At 63.4% G+C, this 16,320-nt stretch carries 15 protein-coding genes; 7 read left to right on the top strand and 8 right to left on the bottom strand.

The genetic code is table 11. The annotated features are described in order from the left end of the window. Window positions 1–18 precede the first annotated feature (18 nt). The 3 genes from ASD63_RS30890 (at window position 19) to ASD63_RS30880 (ending at window position 4,047) form a co-directional block, all read left to right on the top strand. On the top strand, window positions 19–666 hold the full coding sequence (locus ASD63_RS30890; RefSeq protein ID WP_060530337.1) for a TetR/AcrR family transcriptional regulator: 648 nt from the start codon (window positions 19–21) through the stop codon (window positions 664–666). 164 nt (window positions 667–830) lie between these two features. Next, on the top strand, window positions 831–3,110 hold the full coding sequence (locus ASD63_RS30885) for a methyl-accepting chemotaxis protein (protein ID WP_060530336.1): 2,280 nt from the start codon (window positions 831–833) through the stop codon (window positions 3,108–3,110). A 127-nt stretch (window positions 3,111–3,237) separates the two neighbouring features. Beyond that, window positions 3,238–4,047: a PhnD/SsuA/transferrin family substrate-binding protein gene (locus tag ASD63_RS30880; protein ID WP_060530378.1), complete on the top strand. Its 810-nt coding sequence runs from the start codon at window positions 3,238–3,240 to the stop codon at window positions 4,045–4,047. Between the two features lie 25 nt (window positions 4,048–4,072). On the opposite strand, the gene ASD63_RS30875 is transcribed toward ASD63_RS30880, so the two are convergent. Next, window positions 4,073–4,816, bottom strand: a complete 744-nt coding sequence (locus ASD63_RS30875; protein WP_034799642.1) for an SDR family oxidoreductase — start codon at window positions 4,814–4,816, stop codon at window positions 4,073–4,075. Between the two features lie 97 nt (window positions 4,817–4,913). On the opposite strand from ASD63_RS30875, the gene ASD63_RS30870 reads away from it, so the two are divergent. Together ASD63_RS30870 and ASD63_RS30865 are read left to right on the top strand one after the other, a co-directional pair. Continuing rightward, the gene (locus ASD63_RS30870; RefSeq protein ID WP_060530335.1) at window positions 4,914–5,819 is read left to right on the top strand and encodes an AraC family transcriptional regulator; all 906 of its coding nucleotides are present in this window, start codon (window positions 4,914–4,916) and stop codon (window positions 5,817–5,819) included. 129 nt (window positions 5,820–5,948) lie between these two features. Beyond that, window positions 5,949–6,536, top strand: a complete 588-nt coding sequence (locus tag ASD63_RS30865; protein ID WP_060530334.1) for a YqaA family protein — start codon at window positions 5,949–5,951, stop codon at window positions 6,534–6,536. A gap of 16 nt (window positions 6,537–6,552) precedes the next feature. Here the strand turns inward: ASD63_RS30865 and ASD63_RS30860 are convergent, their stop codons facing one another. The 4 genes from ASD63_RS30860 to ASD63_RS30845 form a co-directional block, all read right to left on the bottom strand. After that, window positions 6,553–7,992 carry an amidohydrolase family protein gene (locus tag ASD63_RS30860; RefSeq protein ID WP_060530333.1) on the bottom strand — a complete coding sequence of 480 codons (1,440 nt, stop codon included), beginning with the start codon at window positions 7,990–7,992 and terminating at the stop codon, window positions 6,553–6,555. Continuing rightward, window positions 7,985–9,091: an amino acid ABC transporter permease gene (locus tag ASD63_RS30855; RefSeq protein WP_082573030.1), complete on the bottom strand. Its 1,107-nt coding sequence runs from the start codon at window positions 9,089–9,091 to the stop codon at window positions 7,985–7,987. The genes ASD63_RS30860 and ASD63_RS30855 overlap by 8 nt, the downstream gene beginning before the upstream one ends. Window positions 9,092–9,094: 3 nt before the next feature. After that, the gene (locus ASD63_RS30850; RefSeq protein ID WP_060530332.1) at window positions 9,095–10,243 is read right to left on the bottom strand and encodes an ABC transporter permease subunit; all 1,149 of its coding nucleotides are present in this window, start codon (window positions 10,241–10,243) and stop codon (window positions 9,095–9,097) included. Window positions 10,244–10,414: 171 nt separating this feature from the next. Beyond that, window positions 10,415–11,446, bottom strand: a complete 1,032-nt coding sequence (locus ASD63_RS30845; RefSeq protein ID WP_060530331.1) for an amino acid ABC transporter substrate-binding protein — start codon at window positions 11,444–11,446, stop codon at window positions 10,415–10,417. Between the two features lie 240 nt (window positions 11,447–11,686). Between ASD63_RS30845 and ASD63_RS30840 the strand changes: the two genes are divergently transcribed. Next, window positions 11,687–12,373: a GntR family transcriptional regulator gene (locus ASD63_RS30840; protein WP_034799636.1), complete on the top strand. Its 687-nt coding sequence runs from the start codon at window positions 11,687–11,689 to the stop codon at window positions 12,371–12,373. 154 nt (window positions 12,374–12,527) lie between these two features. Beyond that, complete coding sequence (locus ASD63_RS30835) at window positions 12,528–14,117, top strand: ABC transporter substrate-binding protein (RefSeq protein WP_060530330.1); 1,590 nt, start codon at window positions 12,528–12,530, stop codon at window positions 14,115–14,117. Between the two features lie 59 nt (window positions 14,118–14,176). Here ASD63_RS30835 and ASD63_RS30830 read toward each other — a convergent pair whose 3' ends face one another. From ASD63_RS30830 to ASD63_RS30820, 3 genes are all read right to left on the bottom strand, one after another. Next, a complete protein-coding gene (locus ASD63_RS30830) occupies window positions 14,177–14,851 on the bottom strand; it encodes an HAD family hydrolase (RefSeq protein WP_034799634.1) in 675 nt (224 codons plus the stop codon). Between the two features lie 113 nt (window positions 14,852–14,964). Next, window positions 14,965–15,636: a metallophosphoesterase family protein gene (locus ASD63_RS30825; protein ID WP_034799633.1), complete on the bottom strand. Its 672-nt coding sequence runs from the start codon at window positions 15,634–15,636 to the stop codon at window positions 14,965–14,967. Window positions 15,637–15,850: 214 nt separating this feature from the next. Beyond that, complete coding sequence (locus tag ASD63_RS30820) at window positions 15,851–16,222, bottom strand: hypothetical protein (protein ID WP_034799632.1); 372 nt, start codon at window positions 16,220–16,222, stop codon at window positions 15,851–15,853. Window positions 16,223–16,320 lie beyond the last annotated feature (98 nt).

The raw sequence follows: 16,320 nt of genomic DNA, 5'->3' as shown, positions 1-16,320 counted from the left end.
TGAATTTGGAAAGCCGCCATGATCGAAAAGCAGAAGACGCCACGCTCCCGTGGCCGTCCCCAGGTCCGACCGGACGACGAGACGCGCCAGGTGATCGTCCTCGCCGCCGAACGGCAATTCTGCGACTTCGGCTACGAGGCGGCGAACATCAACGTCATAGCTCAGAATGCCGGCGTTTCCACCAAGACGCTCTATCGGCTGTTTCCCACCAAGGCCGATCTCTTCGAGCGCGTCATCTCCCTCAGGATCGCCGAGTTCGTAGTGGAAGCCGATGAAGAGAACCTGGAAGATCTGGGCGTAAGGGGTGGCCTGGTGCACCTGCTTGCCGCCTACGGACATCTCGTGCTCTCGCACGACACGATCTCGATCATCCGCCTGGTGCTCGCCGAGGCAGAACGCTTTCCCGAAGTTGCTGCCACATTCTGGGAACAGGCGATCCAGCGGACAAGTGCCACCTTGGAGCGATGGCTGAGGACGCAGGTGGCCCACGGCCGGCTCGCGGTGGCAGACCCGCGTCTGACCGCAGGCATGCTGCGCGGCATGATGGCGATGGAGCCGCAACGCGCCGTCATGATGGGTTGCCTTGGCACCATCGACGAGGCGACGATCACGGCGCGAGCAGAAAGCTGCGCCGACATTTTCCTGACAGGCGCCTTGCCGAGATAGAGCCGTCGCTCTCCACGGCAAACTTTGGCGATGTCATCCAGCTGTCATCAAGCTGTAACGTGAGACCGTATAACTCTCCGCGCGGAAGCCCTTCCGCCGGACGCATGAGGCGTCGCGACCAGCCTTCGGCATGGCCTCCTCCCCTTGCACGTCCGGTGATTGTTATGCGTTTGTCCGCGAAGCTTCCTCTCGCTGCGGCGGCTCTGGCCGCTTTTTCCATTGCTGCCACCAGTCTTGCCAGCCTGACCGTCAGCGGCAATCTCTCGTCACGCGCGGCAATTGAAAAGCTGGAGGCGCTCGCCGATGCCCGCCGCAACGAGCTACGCCATTACCTCACCACCGTGGAAAACGACCTGCGCAATCTGCAAGCACAGAAGTCCGTCGCCAAGGCGCTAACCGACCTCAATGGCGCAGCCGCCAAGTTCGGGGAAAAGACCGAAAGCGAATTGCAGCGCCGCTACCTGGCGGAAAACCCCAACGCCGAAGACAAGCGCGCCCTCTACAGCTCCGCCGGCGTCGACGACTACGACGCGCTGCATGCGCGCTATCACCCGTTCTTCCGGCGCTTCGCCGAAGCCCACGGCTATCGCGACGTGCTGCTCGCCAATCTCAGCGGCGATGTCGTATACGCCCTCAACAAGAAAGGGGATTTTGGCGTCAGCCTCAAGGACGTGGCCTGGAAGGACACCGGGCTTGGCCGCGTCTTCCGGGAAACGGCCGAGGGAACGGACAAGAGCAAGCTCGCCTTTGCGTCCTACGAAGCCTATGCCCCGCTTGGCGGCAGCCCCGCTGCGTTCGTCGCCATCCCCCTGGAATCGATTGACGGCAAGATCGGCACGCTGATCCTTGAAATGCCGGATGGGCGCATCGGCGAAATCGTCGGCAACCGCACGGGCCTTGGCGAAACCGGCGAAACGATTTTGCTCGACAGTAACGGGTTCTTCCTCGCCGACAGCGCCGCCACACCCGGCAACGATATGCTGAAGGCCCGGATCGTGGTTGAGCAGCCGGCGGAAGACGGCATCGTCAGCAGCAGGCTTGCGGATTTCCGCGACGAGGAAGCCCAGATGGCGGCCACCAACCTTGATGCTTTCGGCACGCGCTGGACCATTGCTGCGGTCATGACCTCGCGGGAGGCCTTTTCCGCGGTTACCGCCTTGCGCAACTGGACGCTCGCGACCGCGCTTGCCGTCCTCGCGGCTGCGCTGGCGATCTCCATCTGGTACTCGCGCCGACTGACGCACCCGATTACCGGTCTCGTCCGCGACATGAGCCGGCTCGCCGATGGCGACACGACGATCAGCGGTGTTGGCGGTACCCGCAAGGACGAGATCGGTGACATGGCCCGCTCCGTCCTTGTTTTCCGCGACGCTCTTCGCGACCGTGCCCGCCTCGAAACCGAGGCAGCGGAGACGCAAACCATGATCGAGGAGGAACGGCACGGCCGCGAGACGACCCAGGCCGAGGTATCGCGCCAGATCAACGAGGCCGTCGAAATGCTGGCCTCGGGGCTCGAACGTTTGTCCCACGGCGATCTGACGGCCCGCATCGACCGCCCCTTCGGCGCCGGCTTCGATCGCCTGCGCTCGGACTTCAACCTGTCGCTGGAGAGCCTGGCGGTTACGCTCGGTGACGTGAAGGCGAGAAGCGCCGAGATCGACGGCGAAACCGGCGAGATGCGCGACGCCATCGGCCAACTCGCCAAGCGCACCGAACATCAGGCGGCGACGCTGGAGGAAGCGACCGCGGCGCTCGGCGCAATCACCGCCACCATCGGCCGCACCGCAGAACACGCCACATCCGCAACCATGATCGCCGCCGCTGCCAAGGCGAGTTCCGATCGTTCGGGTCAGGTGGTGATGAACGCCGTCTGCGCCATGGCCCAGATCGAGAAGGGATCGGTCGCCATCTCTCAGATCATCGGCACGATCAACGATATCGCCTTTCAGACCAACCTCCTGGCGCTGAACGCAGGGGTCGAGGCGGCGCGTGCCGGCGAAGCGGGTAAGGGCTTTGCGGTCGTTGCCCATGAGGTGCGGGAACTCGCGCAGAAGTCGGCGCAGGCCGCCCGGGAGATCAAGGCGATCATCACCGCGTCGGCCGAGGAAGTGGCGAAGGGCGTTTCTCTCGTCAGGGCCGCTGGCGACGCGCTCGACGAAATCTCCGGTCAGATCCACGCGATCAACGAGCAGACGCTGCAGATCGCGGGCGACGCGCGCAACCAGGCAACCGACCTGCAGCACATCAACCAGACCATGCTGTCGCTGGACGCCGTGACCCAGCAGAACAATGCGATGGTCGAGGACAGCACCGCCATGACCCACAGGCTCTCAGGCCAGGCATCCGCCCTGTTCGATCTGGTCGAGCGCTTCCGCACGACATCCAGCGGACGTCGATCTGAAACGGCCGCGGTGGAGCGGGCTGGCCTTCGCCGCACGGCCTAGCACCGCACATCGGCGCCGCCATCCAGACGCATGGCTGCCACCGCTTTGGCGCCGCGACCACGGCCTTGACGCTTCGCCGAACGCATTTTACGCCATGGCGGGAGTGCTCATGGAGCGCGGGGAAATCATGCGGATAGCCAGCCTTGCGATGTATGTCAGCCCTCAGCCGCTCGCGGCCGCAACGGCAACGCTCTGGGCGTTCCTGCGCGACGACCTGCGGCGCGAGGGCCTGACGGATGTGCCCGACCGATTGGACGCCGTCCTCCATCATGCCGATGCCTGGCTTCATCCGGCGCTGCTGCTCGCGCAAACCTGCGGTTATCCCTACGTGCGGCATTTGCGCGGCAAGGTTCGCCTTGTCGCTACGCCGGTCTACGGGCACCCGGGCTGCGACGGGCCCGACATGTGCAGCTTCGTCATCGTGCGAGCAAACGCACCGGTCCGTTCCCTCGAAGATCTCCGGGGGACACGGGCTGCCATCAACGATCCGATCAGCAATTCCGGAACCAACCTGTTGCGCGCCGCGATCGCGCCCCGCGGCCGCAATGGCCGGTTCTTCTCCTCTGTTGCCGAAACCGGCAGCCATTTGGCAAGCATCGATGCGGTTGCATCGGACACTGCCGACGTGGCCGCCATCGACTGCGTGACCTATGGCAATACGCAACGTTTTGATCCGGAACGCGTGGCCGGTCTGCGGGTCTTGACCGCCACTGCCAGCACGCCGGGCCTGCCTCTCGTCACCCGCGGCGACGCCTCGGACGACGAGCTTTTGCTGCTGTGCAGTTCACTCGGACGGGCGATTACGGAGCCCAATTTGGCTGAGGCCCGCGCTGTGCTTTCCCTAAAAGACTTCGCGGTTCTGTCGGATGCCGATTACGAGCCTGTGGCGGAACTGGCGCGGTTCGCGCATCGTCTCGGCTACCCCGAGATCGCCTGAAGACGCGCAGTTGAGTTCAGGTACGTCAGCCTGCCTGTGCCAGCGCCACCGCATCGTCGCCGGCCGGGAAATGGAGCTGGCCGGACAAATCGTTCGCCGCTTGCCAGACGGCCTCCGCGACGTCGGCCTCGGTCGTCACCAGAGACGGTGCTGCAAATTGGGCGAAGATCGGCGCTGCGAATTCGGCATAGGCCTCGGGGATCAGGTCCTCGACCCGCATCGTCGTGTTGTGAGCAAAGCGCGTGGTTGGCGCGTAACCCGGCTCGACCAGCTTGACACGGATATCGAAGGCGGCAAGCTCGTGGGCAAGCGAACCGGTGAAGCCAGTGATCGCCGTCTTGCTGGCGGTATAGGCGGCAGCCAGCGGCATGGAAGCAAGCGTCACGCTGGAGGTGACGTTGACGACGACGCCGGACCGGCGAGCACGGAACTGCGGGATCACCGCCTGGGTCATCGCCATCACGCCGAAGGTATTGGTGTCGAAGACCTTGCGGATATGGGACATCGGCGTTGCCTCGAAGGCACCCACCACGCCGATGCCCGCATTGTTGACGAGCGCATCGATCGGACCGCTTTCCGCGATGGCGGCTGAGACGCTGTCGGGATCGGTGACATCGAGTGCCAGCAAACGAAGCCGCTTCGAATTCGGCAGAATATCGTGTCGGGGCGAGCGCATCGTGGCAATCACGCTCCAGCCTTCGGCATGAAAGCGGCGCGCAGTCTCCAGCCCGTAGCCGGAAGAGCAGCCAGTGATCAGTACGGTCTTCATAGCGGTATCCTTCGTGGTTGCGATGGAAACGGAGTACTGCGCGGACTGCGGACGTTCTACGGCTTGAAGTCCTGATTTTATTTGCTAGCATCCTGAAATGACCGATCCCCTCTCGCAGCTTATTCAGCTTCTCCGCCCACGCACAGTGTTCACCAAAGGCATCAGCGGTGCCGGCCGCTGGGCGGTTCGCTACTCCGAATTCGGTCATCCGAGCTTTTGTACCGCCATCGAGGGATCGTGCCGGCTGGCAGTCGATGGCGAGGCGCCGGTGACGCTGCAGGCGGGCGACTTCGTGTTGTTGCCTCGCACGCCCGGCTTCACCATCTCGGGCTTCGATCCGGTTCAGCCGACCTTCATCGATCCCAAGGCGGCGCCGTCACCGGTCGGCGAAGTTCGCCATGGCAGGCAGGACGGCGAACCGGACGTGCGCCTGCTCGGCGGCTATTTCGTCCTCGACTCGTCCGACGCCGGACTGCTCGTTTCGCTGCTGCCGGCATTGATGCATCTGCGCGGGATAGAGCGGCTTTCGACGCTCGTCCGCATTGTGGGCGAAGAAGCACGCGACGAACGCCCGGGCCACGACCTGGTTCTCGCACGTCTTGTGGAAGTGATGCTTGTCGAGGCGCTTCGATCAATTGAAGGGGAGAGCGCGGCACCCGGCCTGTTGCGCGGGCTGGGAGATGCGCGGCTGGCGGTGGCCATTCGCCAGATCCACGCCGATCCCGCCCATCCCTGGACCGTGACTGAGCTGGCGCACGAGGCCGCACTGTCGCGCTCCGTCTTCTTCGAGCGCTTCACGCGCGCCGTCGGCGTGCCACCGATGGAGTATCTGCTCGTCTGGCGCATGGCGATCGCCAAGGACCTGCTGCGGCAACGCGAACTGGATCTTGCCGCCGTCGCCGAACATGTCGGCTACAGCTCGGCAAGCACCTTCAGCACGGCCTTCAGCCGCCATGTCGGGCAACCGCCAGGGCGCTACGCGCGCATGGCGGCTGCCCAATAACGCCGGCACGGCTTCTCGTGAGAATTGTCTCAAATACAGAAGTCAGCCACATTTACACCCTGCTCTCTGGCCTATAGACGAGCTTTGGGGGCCGTAAACGGACCCCGGGCCAACAGAGAACCGCACCTCATGCTCCGACGCCTGTACGATTGGACAATGTCGCTCGCGACACGGGAAACCGCCATTGTCTGGCTTGGCATCATTGCCTTTGTCGAAAGCTCGATCTTCCCGGTTCCGGCCGATCTTCTCTTGATCCCTATGGCGCTGGCGCGCCCGGAACGGGCCTGGCGCTATGCGCTCGTGGCGACGGTCTGCTCGGTACTTGGCGGCATCGCCGGCTGGTATCTCGGCCATTATGCCTTCGACACCATCGCAAGGCCATTGCTCGAGTTCTACGGCAAGCTCGACACCTTCGAGCATCTGAAGTCCTCGGTCGACAGTGAGATGCTGGCATTGCTGCTCGTCACCTCGGGACTGGCGCATCTGCCGCCGATCAAGGTCGTGACCATCCTTTCAGGCGCCGCCAACATCAATCTCGGCCTGTTCATCGTCTCGGCGATCATTGCCCGCGGCGCGCGATTCTTCCTGCTCGCCTGGCTGCTGCGCCGTTTCGGCGAAGAGATCCGGGATTTCCTCGAAAGGCGTCTTGGCGCGCTGGCGGGCGCGGCGGCGACATTCCTGATCTGCCTCTTCGCCGCACACCGCTTTCTGTCCTGACGGACCGCGGCCGGAATTACCTGCGCGGCAGTGAGAGCGGCGCAAGTGTCCCCATTGCGCGACCCTTCGTGTCGTTCTCAGCCGCCTTGCGGCAAGCGTAGTCCTGCGCTTCCTGGAGCTTTGCGAGCGCGCCGTCATAATCGATCAAGGTCGGGCGGCCATCACTGACGACGCAAGTGCCGTCCACGTGGACACGCTCGATCGCCCGCTCCGCCGCGCAATGCAGGAGATTGCGCAAGGGGTCGTAGACCGGCTGCATGGCGTGGTGCCTGAGATCGACCACCAGGAAATCCGCCTTCGAGCCGACGGCGATCCGGCCGATGTCGTCCCGGCCAAGTGCCCGCGCGCCGGCGGTCGTCGCCGCCTCGAAGATGTCGCCGGTGGATACGTCGAAGACGGACTTGCCCGAGAGCCGCGCGCAGATCATCGCCTGGCGCATTTCTTCGAGCATGTTGAACGGATAGCTGTCGGTTCCGAGCGCGACGTTGACGCCGGCGCGGCGGTAGCGGCCGACCGATTCCAGCGCCATGCCGCTGCGCGAGAAGGTGACCGGGCAATGGGCGACGGTCGTCTGGCGATCGGCGAGCAGACGCAAGTCGATCTCCGTGCGCTGTCGCGTCCAGGAATGGCTGTCGACGAAGATGCAATGACCAAGGATCATGTCCTTGCCGAGCAGACCCAGCTTTTCGAGATATTGTACGGCCGTCAGCCCGTTCCGGCGCAAGAGTTCTTCGTGCTCGGTCATGGTCTGGGCAGCATGAATGGTGATCGGCATGCCGCGCTGACGCGCTGCCGCCACCGCATCCTGCAGCAGTTCCGGCGAGCAGGTCTCGATCTGCGACGGTGCGACGACGCCGCCAAGGCGGCCCGATGGGTGTGCATTCGCAGTATCGACGACCTCAAGCGCTCGCGCAAAGGCATCGCGTCCCCGCGCCCTGTCCCAACGGAAGTCAAGACGATGGCTGTCTTCGACGTGCCATTGCGCTTCGCGGAAACCCGGCGCGACGAAGGCGCGTGCACCACTTTTGGCAAGCGTCGGCAGCCAGCTCGTATGCGGGCCGGCAATATCGAGCAACGTGGTGACGCCACTACGCATCAGGTCGCCGACCATGACCGTCAGCGACGCCTCGATCGCATCGTCATCGATTTCCAGAAGGTTGGAGTATTCATAGAGCGCATTGCCCCAGAGCGCTGCCGTCCCCATGTCCTCGAAGATGCCCTTGGAGATCGGCTCCTCGCCGGAATGGCAATGCACGTTGACGAAGCCCGGCAGGATCATGCGATCGCGGCCGGAGCTTTCGCTGACGAACGGACCGTCATAGTGGCCGCCGACATGCACGAAGCCTTTCTCGTCATAGGCGACGTCGGCGTCGTTGAGATAGACATTGCCATTAAGCTTGCGGTCGAAGGCGACAAGCGTATGCGCTTTGCGGATGACGTGGATCTCTTTAGTCATGCGTGGTCCTGAAATATTGCTCGAGGAAACGGCTGTAAGCCCCCATGAGAGCGCTGAAAACGAAGTATACAACAGCCGCGAAGACATAGCCCTCCACCACCGCGATGCCCTGCCATTGCGGGTCGCGCATGGCGGAGCGGACGGTGTCGAGGAAGTCGAGCAGACCGACGATCGTCACCAGCGTTGTATCCTGGAAGAAGCCGATGAACAGGCTGACCAAGGGCGGAATGACCTTCTTCAGCGCCTGCGGCAGCACGATTTTACGCATGATCTGCCAGTAATGCAGACCCAGCGAATGGCCGGCCTCGACCTGCCCGTTGGGAACCGCCTGCAGGCCGCCGCGCACGATCTCGGCGATATAGGCGGCGGCAAAGAGGATGATCGCCACCTGCGCCCGGACGAGCTTGTCGATGGTGATGCCATTGGGCATGAACAGGGGCAGCATGACCGTCGCCATGAACAGGATGCTGATCAGCGGCACCCCGCGTACGATCTCAATGAAGCCGACGCCGAGGACGCGGATTGCCGGAAGGCTCGATGCGCGGGCGAGCGCCAGCGCAATGCCAAGCGGGAGCGCGCAGGCAAGCCCGATGAAGGAGAGCATGAAGGAAAGCGGCAACCCGCCCCATTGCGTCGTGGGCACGACCGTGAGCCCGAAATAGCCGCCCGCCATCAGCACATAGAGCACCGGCAGGACGACGGCGACCCAGGCGATCAGCAGTCCCCGCCCCCAGACCTTCGGCATCATCGAGACGAGGCAGGCGCCGAGAAACAGAAGCATCGCCGTCAGCGGACGCCATTGCTCTTCAAAGGGATAAAAGCCGAAAAAGATGTAGCGCATCTTCGCCGACAGGAACGGCCAGCAGGCGCCGCTCGTCGCCTTGCATTCCGCCGGCGTGCCGACAAAGGTGGCGTCGACGAAGAGCCAGCCGATTGCGAGCTTGGCGAGCGCAAAGACCGTGCCGAGGCAAAGGATGGTGATCAGCGCATTGCCGGGCGTGCCGAAATAGGCGCTGAACCAGCGGCTGCGCGATGCCGGTGGCGCTTCGCGGCTCGGCGCAAGCGTCGCATTGCTCACGAGGGTGTCGACCTGTGTCATGGCTCAGCGCTCCCTCAGCGCGACCCGCGCATTGTACCAGTTCATCACCAGCGAGATCAGGATCGACAGGCCGAGATAGACGCCCATGAAAATGGCAATGGCTTCAATCGCCTGGCCCGTCTGGTTCATAATCGTGTTTGAGACCATCACCAGATCCGGATAGCCGATGGCGATCGCGAGCGAGCTGTTCTTGAACACGGTCAGATAGGTGTTGGTGAGCGGCGGAATGATGATGCGTAGCGCCTGCGGCAGGATCACGAGCTTCAGCGTGCGTGCGCGCGACAGGCCAAGTGCCGTCGCCGCTTCCCACTGCCCCTTGCTGACTGCCTGGATGCCGGCGCGAACGATTTCCGCGACATTGGCCGACACGCTGAGCGTCAGCCCGAGCAGAAGCGCCACGAATTCGGGGCGCAAATGATAGCCGCCGCTCAGGCGGAAGCGGCCGAGTTCCGGCACGTCCCAAGTGACCGAGATGTTTGCGAAGAGGATGGTTGCGGTAAGCGGCAGCAGAAACCCGATCGTCGCGAACAGGGCAATCGGCCGCTCCTTGCCGGTTGCGATGCGGCGGCGGCCGAGAATGCGCGCGGTAGCGACGGCGGCAGCGACGCCGACAACAAAGGCCGTGACCAGCGCAGCGAAACCGCTCTGCCAGTGCAGCGCCGGCGTGACCAGACCGCTGTTCGACAGAAAGACGCCGGGAAGCATCTCGATCGCCTGCTTGACTGGCGGAAACACGGAGATGATCAGCGAATACCAGAGCAGAAGATAAAGCAGCAGCGGCACGTTGCGCAGCGCTTCCACATAGGCAAGCATCAGCCGCGACAACACCGGATTGTGCGACAGCCGCCCGATGCCGACCAACAGCCCGAGAACAGTGCCGAACAGGGCAGCGAGCAGCGAAACCTTGACCGTGTTGGTGATGCCGACGAGGATCGCGCGGCCGATCGTATCCGTCGGCTCATAGGTGATGGCAGATTCGGTAATGACAAATCCGGCCTGGCGCGCCAGGAAGCCGAACCCGGTCGCAATATCCTGCTTGGCAAGATTGGCGCTTGCGGTGCTGAACATCACCCAGGCGATGAGCAGCACGACGCCGACGGCGATCGCTTGATAGAGATAGGCGCGAATGCGCGCGTCATAAAACAGGGGCATCGGCACCCGTCCCTTGGAGCACAATGATCTCGGGCCGGCGCGACCCAAGATCATAACTTGATCGATTTCTATCGTTTATAGTACGGCGGCATACCGCGCGCACTCTCCACGGGCCGATTAGGCACCATGTGGAGACGTGGACCCGCGCGAAACGCGCGGGCCCGTCAATTCTCAACGGAACGGCGGTGCGTAGAGCAGGCCACCTTCGCTCCAGCGTGTGTTCGGGCCACGCGTCAGGCCAAGCGCGGTCTTGGTGCCGAGGTTGCGCTCGAACACTTCGCCGTAGTTCCCGACGCCCTTGATGATGTTGTAGCCCCACTTGTTGTCGAGGTTCAGCATCTTGCCGAGTTCTTCGCTGACGCCGAGCATGCGCTGGATCTCCGGATCCTCGCTCTTGGTCATCTCGTCGACATTGGCCTGGGTGATCCCACGCTCTTCGGCAGCCATCAGCATCCAGGCAGACCAGGAGACGATGTCACGCCAGTTGGAATCGTTCTGGCGAACGGCCGGCGCCAGCGGCTCCTTGGAGATCGTTTCCGGCAGCACGACGTAATCGTCCGGGTTGTTGGCAACGGCGCGGATCGAGGCAAGGTCCGAACGGTCGGACGAGATCGCCTCGCAGCGGCCGGAGAAGAAGGCGTTGCGGTTTTCGTCCGGGCTTTCGAAGACGACCAGCTCGAACTTGCCGCCGATCGTACGGAAGAAGTCGCTGAGGTTCTGGGCGGTCGTGGTGCCCGGCAGCGTGCAGATCGCCGCGTCGGTCAGTTCCTTGGCGCTGCTGACGCCGAGCGACTTCGGCACCATCAGACCCTGGCCGTCGTAGAACACGGTCGGGCCGAAATCGAGCCCGAGTGAGGTTTCGCGCGAAAAGGTCATGGTCGTCTGGCGCGACAGCATGTCGATCTCGCCGGACTGAAGCGCCTGGAAGCGCGTATTGATGTTGGTCAGGACGAAGTCGACCTTTTCCGGATCGCCGAATACGGCAGCCGCCACGGCGCGGCAGACATCGACGTCGAAGCCCTCCATGTGACCCTTGGCATCGGCCGTCGCAAAGCCCGGCGTGCTCATCGAGACGCCGCAGATCAGCTTGCCGCGGGCCTTGACGGTTTCGAGCGTCGTCGCGGCGTTGGCAGTGGTCGTGGCCACCAGGCCGACGGCGATGCCGGCAACTGTCGCACAGAGCTGCAGAATCCTGCTGTTCATGAATTCCCTCCCATTGGCTGTTCCCTTTCAGGCCTTCTCAGGTCGCGCGGTCCTCTCCGCACGCCTCCTCCCGAACCGGCCGGCACCGGCCTTTTTTTGTCGGCGCCTGCAATTGCATACGACAAGAGAATACAAACATCAACATTATTGTATACAATATTGACGACCATTTGGACGGGCGCTATCGAAGACAAGGGACATGTTCGGCCGGTCCCCGATCGGCCCGTTGGGGAGGCAACCTTGTCTGAGAAATCTAGCCGCAGCGAAGTGGTCTACAAGCTTTTGCGCCAGGCGATCCTGGAACAGGCCCTGAGGCCCGGAACGAAACTTTCCGAAGATACGATCGCCGACCATTTCAAGGTCAGCCGTACCAGCGTTCGGGCGGCCCTGGTCCGGCTCAACGCAGAAGGCATTGTCGATTTACGCGCCAATAAGGGCGCCTGCGTGGCCGAGCCGACATTGGAGGAAGCCCGCGACATCTTCGCACTGAGACGCATGCTCGAAGCCGAGGTGATCCGACGGCTCGTCGCCGATCTCGACGCCGCCGGCGTCAAGCGGCTGCAGCAGCATGTCCGGCAGGAGGAGACGGCACTTACAGATCACGGCCCGCTTTCGATCCGGCTCGCTGGCGAGTTTCACATCCTGCTTGCCGAGCTTACGGGCTCACAGGCGCTGACGCGGTTCGTCCGCGAGATCGTCTCACGCTGTTCGCTGATCCTCGCTCGCTTCGCGCGGCTGCATTCGCCGGAATGTGCCGTCGACGAGCATGTCCAGATCATCCGCGCCCTGCAATCGCGCGACACCGCCACGGCGGAACGGATCATGCTCGAACACCTCGACGCGGTCGAGCTTCGCGCCGAACTCGACACCGACAAGACCGAGCCGGATATCTCCGCGATCCTGCAACGCTACGCCCGCAAGGGGTGACGGCGCCTCAACTATTCGGTCGAGAATACGACTTTCTTTCGCCGATCTGCGCCACCATCTGTCGCGCGGCAACACACCAGGCGCGGCATCTGTCTCCAATATCTGCAACGATACCGGTTACACCGGGTGGGTCTTGCAAGAGAGGGAGTAAGACATGCCAATTGAACTGGAATTCATGAGCAAGCAGGTTGCCGCGGGCCGGCTGTCGCGACGGGAGTTTCTCGGACGCGCCGCGGCACTCGGGATAACCGCCGCCTCGGCGAACCTGCTGCTTGGCCAAGCGGCCCGCGCCGCAGGGCCGGTCAAGGGCGGAACACTCAAGGCGGGCCTCGTCGGCGGGGAATCGACGAACAGCCTGGACCCGGCAACCTGGGCAAGTCAGGTCCCCTACACGCTCGGGCGCTGCTGGGGCGAACAGCTCGTCGAAGTCTCGCCGACGGGCGAGATCGAGTACCGGCTTGCGGAAGCCTACGAGGCGACGCCGGACGCCAAGACCTGGCGCTTCAAGATCCGCAAGGACGTGACCTTCCACAACGGCAAGGAGCTGACCCCGGCCGACGTGGTGGCGACGTTCGAGCGTCATGGCGACGCGGACTCCAAGTCTGCGGCCCTGCCCTTCGTTCAGGACTTTGAGACGATCAAAGTCGATGGCGACAGCGTGGTCATCGCGCTGCGCGCGCCCAATGCCGACCTGCCCTATATCGTCAGCGATTACCACCTGATGATCCAGCCGAACGGCGGCAAGGACGACCCGACGGCGGGCATCGGCACCGGCCCCTACAAGGTCGTGTCCAACGAGCCGGGCGTCAAACATATCGCAGAGCGGCACGAAGGTTATTGGGGCTCGGCCGAGCGCGGCCATGCCGATCAGATCGAAATCGCTGTCATCAATGACTCGACCGCTCGAACCGCGGCCCTCCAGAGCGGCCAGATCCACATGATCAACCGCATCGAGCCCAAGGTGGTCGCCCTGATCAGTCGCCTTCCCGGCGTCGTCATACGGAATGTGCCGGGCAAGGGTCACTATGTCTTCATCGCCCATTGCAACACGGCGCCCTTCGACAACAACGACCTGCGCCTGGCGCTGAAATATGCCGTCGACCGCGAGGAGATGGTGGCAAAGGTGCTCGCCGGCTATGGCACCGTCGGCAACGACACGCCGATGATCAAGGGCTATCCGCTGTTCGACAACGATATCGAGCAGCGCGTCTTCGATCCGGACAAGGCGAAGTTCCACTTCAAGAAATCCGGGCACAGCGGCTCGGTTCTGCTTCGGACCTCCGATGTCGCCTTTCCCGGCGCTGTCGATGCGGCACAACTCTTCCAGATGAGCGCCGCCAAATGCGGGATCACCATCGACCTGAAGCGCGAACCGGGCGACGGCTACTGGTCGGACGTCTGGAACAAGCAGCCCTTCAGCATGTCCTATTGGACCGGCCGGCCGACGCAGGACCAGGTCTATTCGATCGCCTATCTCTCCAAGGCCGAGTGGAACGACACCCGCTTCCTCCGGGAGGACTTCGACAAGCTGATCTTTGCGGCGCGTGGTGAACTCGACAACGCCAAGCGCAAGGCACTCTATCATCAGGCGGCGATGATGCTGCGCGACGAAGGCGGCGTCATCGTACCGATGTTCAACAACTATATCGACGCGACCAACGACAAGGTCGGCGGTTGGATCGACGATCCGAACGGCGAACTGATGGGCGGGCACGCGCTGACGAAATGCTGGCTCAACGCCTAAACCAGCGACGCGAATGACGGGAGGTCGGCACGCGGCCTCCCGTTCTCATCGACGGGTTTTCAAGCGGTCCGGCGCAGTGATACCGTGCCGTCTGTTGCGCGCTCCACCGCGATGTCGTGGTAGCGGGCAAGCGTCATGTGCGGCGTTCCCTCGGCGGCCGCATGCGCACCGGTGACGACGACGACATCGGCCCCGGCTGCGAGCCCGGCCAGAATTCCGGCCGGCGCGTCCTCGAACACCAGGCAATCCTCCGCACGCACGCCCAGCCGCTCGGCCGCCATCCGGTAGCCCTGTGGATCGGGCTTGCCGATGGAAACATCCTCACCGGTGATCATCAGTTGGGGCATCGGAATGCCGGCGGCCGCGAGACGGCGCACGGCGAGATCCAGCGGCGCGGACGTTACGATCGCCCACCTTTCCGGCGGCAGAGAATTCAGGAAATCAACCGCACCGGGGATCTCGACAATACCTTCAACGTCGGCGATCTCGGCCAGCGCCAGGTCGTAGGCTTCCTTCTCCGGATCGATGTCCGGCAGCTCGAGATTGCGGATCGTATCGACGGCGCGCACGCCATGTACGGTTTTGGTAAACTCGACTGGGTCGAGACCATTGCGCTCCGCCCATGCGCCCCAGACACGCTCGACCACGGCCATGGAGTTCAGCAACGTGCCATCCATATCGAACAGGAGGGCAGCAAAATTCTTCGTGAAAACGGATGAAGGCGCGGCGTCCAAGGCAATCCCCTGAGATGATGAGACGGGCGGCAAAGGCTTCGCCCAGCGGAGAAGCCACACCTACTACCGGAGAGCCGCCCGCACAATGCCATTTACGCCACCGATGCTAACGCTCACTCGACGCGCCAGGCAGCCTTGCTCGCCGTCAGGAAGTCGATCGGCCCACCCGCCTGATCGTCGTCGAAGATGGCGCAGGAGAGGATGCCGCTGAACACCGCGCCGGAATCGACATTGGTGCGGTTTCCGACCGTGCGCGGATTGGCCGTGCTCGGCGTGTGGCCATGACAAAGGTGCCGGCCCCAGTACTCGCCGGAATAGTCGTCGGGCGGCCGGATCCAGAGGAAAACCCCGTCGTCCTGCTGTTCCAGCGGCCGCGTGTCGTCGACGCCCGCATGAACGAAAATGCGAAAGCGCTCGACCAGGATCGTCGGCAGCTCCTTGATCCATTTCAGGTGCCGCCCGGGAACCGTGCCGTCATAGGAGATCAGCGTCTCGCGGCCACCGTTGACCAGCCACCAGTCGACATCGCTTTCACCACTGCTGGCACCCCAAAGCATTTCCTCGTGGTTGCCCTTGAGGGTCAACCAGGTCCAGCCGGGCTTCGTCGGGCCGGCCATGATCAGTTCAATGACGGCGCGGCTGTCCGGCCCCCTATCGATCAGGTCGCCGAGAAAGATCACCCGCCCCGTTGGCGCATAGTCTTCGATTTCATCCAGCAGCGCGCGCAGCTGGTCGAGGCAGCCGTGAATATCGCCGACGGCGAACGTCAGATGCCGGACGGCCATGCATTCACTCTCCAAATTCCGATAGCGGGCGCCGGCCGCTTCGAGGCCGAAAATATCGCCAGATCAAGGCGCTATAACATGCCTTTTGCGGAAAGGATGCAAGATGCCGCGGCCGCGACGCGGACCCGTGCGACAATTAAGAATGAGGGCCGCCGTGTAAGGAGCGACGGGCAAAATGCCCGCACTTGGGAGCCACTATTGTGCCGTCCTGATGTCAGCGTCGGGAATGGCCCTTGGCGATGGTCGAGCTGGCGATCGACACCGGGTCGCTTGCCGGAAAAGTATCCTCGAGCCCTTCGTCGAGTTGCTCTTCCATCGCATCGCGATCATGCGCCCGGCGCGCGTTCGGCAGGGTGCCGCGACGCACCCCTGCCTGGTCGCCGGCGGCCGCGACCGTTTCGTCGGCCGCAATGGCCGCATGCAGAATTTCCTTTGCCTTCGCGATCGCGTTCAGCCGGTTAAGGGATCCGGCCTTGTCCTGGGGACACATCACTGTCACCACCTCATCGCCGTCGCCTATGAATTCGACGGTAAACCCTGAACGACCGGCTCTTTCGGCAGTGACCTGCAGACCGACGATGCGCATCGGACCTCTCCTTCCTTGGGCTGTCCCGAAGGGCCGAGGCCGCGTTGGCCGTCTCGGCCGTGGCGGGAACGAAATCGGGGTGTGTTTTCAAGGAAGCG

Origin of the sequence: Ensifer sp. Root558, assembly GCF_001427045.1 — a bacterium.
Taxonomy (GTDB): domain Bacteria; phylum Pseudomonadota; class Alphaproteobacteria; order Rhizobiales; family Rhizobiaceae; genus Ensifer; species Ensifer adhaerens.
Note: the sequence above shows the minus strand (reverse complement) of the source record. Positions and strands in the feature narration are given on the sequence as shown.

What these genes read in the sequence shown, in the direction of transcription:
- ASD63_RS30890 (WP_060530337.1), top strand. Translation starts at nt 19, where the DNA reads ATGATCGAAAAGCAGAAGACGCCACGCTCCCGTGGCCGTCCCCAGGTC.
- ASD63_RS30885 (WP_060530336.1), top strand. Translation starts at nt 831, where the DNA reads ATGCGTTTGTCCGCGAAGCTTCCTCTCGCTGCGGCGGCTCTGGCCGCT.
- ASD63_RS30880 (WP_060530378.1), top strand. Translation starts at nt 3,238, where the DNA reads ATGCGGATAGCCAGCCTTGCGATGTATGTCAGCCCTCAGCCGCTCGCG.
- ASD63_RS30875 (WP_034799642.1), bottom strand. Translation starts at nt 4,816, where the DNA reads ATGAAGACCGTACTGATCACTGGCTGCTCTTCCGGCTACGGGCTGGAG.
- ASD63_RS30870 (WP_060530335.1), top strand. Translation starts at nt 4,914, where the DNA reads ATGACCGATCCCCTCTCGCAGCTTATTCAGCTTCTCCGCCCACGCACA.
- ASD63_RS30865 (WP_060530334.1), top strand. Translation starts at nt 5,949, where the DNA reads ATGCTCCGACGCCTGTACGATTGGACAATGTCGCTCGCGACACGGGAA.
- ASD63_RS30860 (WP_060530333.1), bottom strand. Translation starts at nt 7,992, where the DNA reads ATGACTAAAGAGATCCACGTCATCCGCAAAGCGCATACGCTTGTCGCC.
- ASD63_RS30855 (WP_082573030.1), bottom strand. Translation starts at nt 9,091, where the DNA reads ATGACACAGGTCGACACCCTCGTGAGCAATGCGACGCTTGCGCCGAGC.
- ASD63_RS30850 (WP_060530332.1), bottom strand. Translation starts at nt 10,243, where the DNA reads ATGCCCCTGTTTTATGACGCGCGCATTCGCGCCTATCTCTATCAAGCG.
- ASD63_RS30845 (WP_060530331.1), bottom strand. Translation starts at nt 11,446, where the DNA reads ATGAACAGCAGGATTCTGCAGCTCTGTGCGACAGTTGCCGGCATCGCC.
- ASD63_RS30835 (WP_060530330.1), top strand. Translation starts at nt 12,528, where the DNA reads ATGCCAATTGAACTGGAATTCATGAGCAAGCAGGTTGCCGCGGGCCGG.
- ASD63_RS30825 (WP_034799633.1), bottom strand. Translation starts at nt 15,636, where the DNA reads ATGGCCGTCCGGCATCTGACGTTCGCCGTCGGCGATATTCACGGCTGC.
- ASD63_RS30820 (WP_034799632.1), bottom strand. Translation starts at nt 16,222, where the DNA reads ATGCGCATCGTCGGTCTGCAGGTCACTGCCGAAAGAGCCGGTCGTTCA.